Raw genomic sequence first — 3,526 nt, 5'->3', positions numbered from 1 at the left:
TAAAAAATTTAAAGCAAAATCATAATCTTACACAAAATTAGTTTTCAAATTGTCATATTGATGATTTTTTTTATTTCATCAAGAGTTTTCGACAAAATTAAAGAAATTTTTTTATTTTTTAATAAAATAAAATATTTTTCCAAAATAAAAATATGAACTTTGCTAGCATTTTTCCATAATTTTAGTTATTTACCTTTATAAATTTCTAACGCTTTTTTAACAGACATTTTGTAATCAACAATTTTATTAATTGTGGGGCGGTTTTTTAAAAACTTATTACAATATTTTGCTGTTGGATCATATTTTTTTTGTTGTAACTCAGGATTAAAAATTCGAAAAAATGGTTGAGCATCAAATCCCGTCCCTGCTACTCATTGTCATGAGCATTGATTTATAATAGGGTCATAATCTATTAACTGTTGAGCAAAATATTGTTCGCCTTTACGTCAATCAATTTGTAAATTCTTAACTAAAAACGAAGCACAAACCATTCTTGCTCGATTATGTAATAACCCTGTTTCTTTTAACTCTTTCATTCCAGCATCAATAAAATCATAACCAGTTTCACCATTTTGCCACTTTTGTAATCATTCTGGATTATTTATCCAGTCAATTGTTATTTTTTTATTTCAATTTTCACTAAAAGATCATTGTTGATGTAATTGCGCATTATAAGTTACTTGATAATAAAAATCTCGCCATGCTAATTGGCGCGCAAAAGCGTTATCAAAAACACCAAATTTTTCAATGCTTCAAAGATAACATTGTCGAATTGAAATAACACCAAATTTTAAAGCAGTACTAATTTTTGCTGTACTAGTTTCTAAATCAACAAAATCACGAGTTTGATGATAATTTTGATCTAACTGAAAAATTGCTGTTTTAACTTTTTCAGGTACTAATGGTAAATTAAAATCACTAGATTTAACATTTGTAATGTCTTGTAAAATCTCAAGATTTTTTAATTGTTGGGGCAAAAAGGATTTAACCTTATAAGGAACAATCTTATTATCGTTAAAATGTCCTTTTAATTTATTTCAAAATGGTGTAAAAACAGTATAATATCCATTTTGATTAGTTTTTATTGTTCATGGTTCTATTAATACATAATCATCAAATTCACGATAAATAAAATTATATTCTTTTGATAACTGACGCATTGCTTTACTTCGGTTAAGAGCAAATGGTGTATAATCACGGTTTGTATATATTTTATTAATTTTATAACCTTGGTCTAATAAAAATTTAATTCCGGTTTGTTCATTTTCACTTTTTAGAAAATTAACATGAACCTTTTTCCTTAATTGTTTTAAACAATGAACCATTGCTTGAAAACTACGAGGTGAAAAATAATTATTTGCTTTTATTTGTTCTTTTGTAAAAATAAATAATAAATAAATTTTATCTTCTTCATTAGCCAACTGAGCAAGACCAAGATTATCTTCAATTCTAAAATCACGATGAAAAATAAAAATGTTCATTAATTACAACCACTTTCTAATTTATTTTTTATCATTATACTATAAATATGCTGTCACATAAAAAGGATTAAATTTAATCTAATACACATTTATTCTAATTTAAGTTATAATTATATACAGATATTAAAGAGAAGCGGGGAGTTAGAATGGGAGTACCAACATTTTGTCCAATTCATTTAAAAATTCATGAATGTTCAGAAAATAGTAATAAAGCTATTTCAAGAGCAACTGAAAATAAGATTAAAGCAAAAATGAATCGAATGCTAAATCCAACTACAACTAGTAATGAACCTATTAAACCAGCAGTAGTTGAAAAGGGAACAATTCAATATATTTTAGAAAATGCTAAAAAAAATAATGAAAACATTAAACACAAATTAGGAATTCCAAATGAAGATGAAAAAGCGATTGGTGTTGATGAAAATGATATTAAAGCAAAAATGGCTCGTTTACGTGCTGCAGTTACCAACCAACAAGAAGTAGGTGAAAGAGATAATAATAATTTATCTTCCCCTACTCGTACTAGTAAAAAAGATCCTGGCTTGCAAGAAATAATCGATCATGCTTATCGAGTTAATCGTGGCATTGAACGCATCAAAAGTTCATCTGAAGAAGACCCGTTAGAAACAATTAGTGATTTTGATAATAATGACTTAGATCAATTAAATGTTGAAATGCAAACTAACCAAGGGAAAAAAACCGTTTTAAACGCATCGAAACAAAAAAAGTCAACCAATAATAAACCTAATCCAGCACAAACAAAGAAACAAAAAACTACTACTAAGGAAAAAATAAGTCATAAACCAGTTGAACCAACTATTATCTTAACTGCAACAGAAATTGAAGCTTTAATTGAAAAAGCTGTTGTTAAAGCAATCGCAAAAGAAAAAAATAATAAAAAGAAAAGGGGAGAATAAAAAAAGATTTACTTCCCCTTTTCTTTTTATTTTGTTTCATTTTATTTTGTTTCATCTAAAATACGTTGATCTGATTGAATATATTTTGTTTGGCTATGTAATAAGTATTTTATTTCTTCTAATTTTTGACCAGTTAATAACACATCCTGGCGGTATTTTTTATTAATTTCCTTAATTAATTTATTTGTTGTAGTATCTGGTTGTAAGGTTTCTAATGTTTCAAATGAAACTTGTTCTCTTAAATCATATTTACTAATAATTCCTCGTAAACCAACACCAATTAACCGAATTGGCTGACCTGATCAAAATTGATCAAATAATATAATTGCCACTGAATAAATATCATCTAGGAAGTTAGTATACTTTTTAATTGTTTGTTGTCTTGTAAAACGTTTTCGATTAGCATTTTAAATGTAACATAAATGACATTGCCAACCATTGTTCGTTTTTGTGCTCGTTGACTAACATGTTTTGCTAATAAATAAATTTTATTCTTAATATCTTCATAATCAATTAAGTCATATTCAAAAGTTGTTTCATTACCAATTTGTTTTAATTTATTATGTTCAAAAGTTAATTGTTGTTCACCACCACCATTAGCCCGTTCAACAAAAACATGTGTTGGTTTGCCTAAAATGGTTTCTAATGTTGCAAGATCAGCAAACTCTGCTAAATCTTTAATCGTATGAATTCCAATTTCATTTAAACGATGAGTTGCTTGTTTACCAATTCCAAATATTTTATTAACTGGTAATGGTTGAACTAAGTCAGTAACATCTTCTGGCCGAATTAACGTAATTCCCATTGGTTTTTTCATATCACTAGCAATTTTTGCTAGTGATTTATTATATGAAATACCAATACTATTTGGTAATCCAATTTTGTAAACTGTAAAACGAAACGCGCTAAAACAACTCTTATTAAAAGGTTGTTTTTTTTTATTTGTAAACCCATAATTATTAATTAATTCAGAGAAAAGACAGCATCTTAAGTTCTTAAAATAGAAACTTTTTATCACAACTTAATGCAGGGTGGAACGGTTATTTTAAATAACTAAGTGTTTTTATTCCACATGAGGCGGTCTAGCCCAGCGGTAATCAGTCCGGAAATAATAGACGCTTTANAMAR

Annotated in this window: 4 protein-coding genes; 1 reads left to right on the top strand and 3 read right to left on the bottom strand. The window is 27.2% G+C overall.

Annotated features, from left to right (window positions below):
* Positions 1-185 precede the first annotated feature (185 nt).
* Complete coding sequence (locus tag EHV01_RS04040) at positions 186-1,481, bottom strand: cryptochrome/photolyase family protein (RefSeq protein WP_422066311.1); 1,296 nt, start codon at positions 1,479-1,481, stop codon at positions 186-188.
* Between the two features lie 146 nt (positions 1,482-1,627).
* Here EHV01_RS04040 and EHV01_RS04035 point away from each other — a divergent pair, with 146 nt between their 5' ends.
* Positions 1,628-2,398, top strand: a complete 771-nt coding sequence (locus EHV01_RS04035; protein WP_422066310.1) for a hypothetical protein — start codon at positions 1,628-1,630, stop codon at positions 2,396-2,398.
* A gap of 41 nt (positions 2,399-2,439) precedes the next feature.
* Here EHV01_RS04035 and EHV01_RS04030 read toward each other — a convergent pair whose 3' ends face one another.
* Complete coding sequence (locus EHV01_RS04030) at positions 2,440-2,739, bottom strand: hypothetical protein (protein WP_422066312.1); 300 nt, start codon at positions 2,737-2,739, stop codon at positions 2,440-2,442.
* A gap of 5 nt (positions 2,740-2,744) precedes the next feature.
* The gene (locus EHV01_RS04025; protein WP_422066309.1) at positions 2,745-3,416 is read right to left on the bottom strand and encodes a hypothetical protein; all 672 of its coding nucleotides are present in this window, start codon (positions 3,414-3,416) and stop codon (positions 2,745-2,747) included.
* Positions 3,417-3,526 lie beyond the last annotated feature (110 nt).

The sequence above is a fragment of the Spiroplasma sp. hy2 genome (genome assembly GCF_044714365.1).
In the GTDB taxonomy this organism is placed as follows: Bacteria; Bacillota_I; Bacilli_A; order Mycoplasmatales; family Mycoplasmataceae; genus Spiroplasma; species Spiroplasma phoeniceum.
Note: the sequence above shows the minus strand (reverse complement) of the source record. Positions and strands in the feature narration are given on the sequence as shown.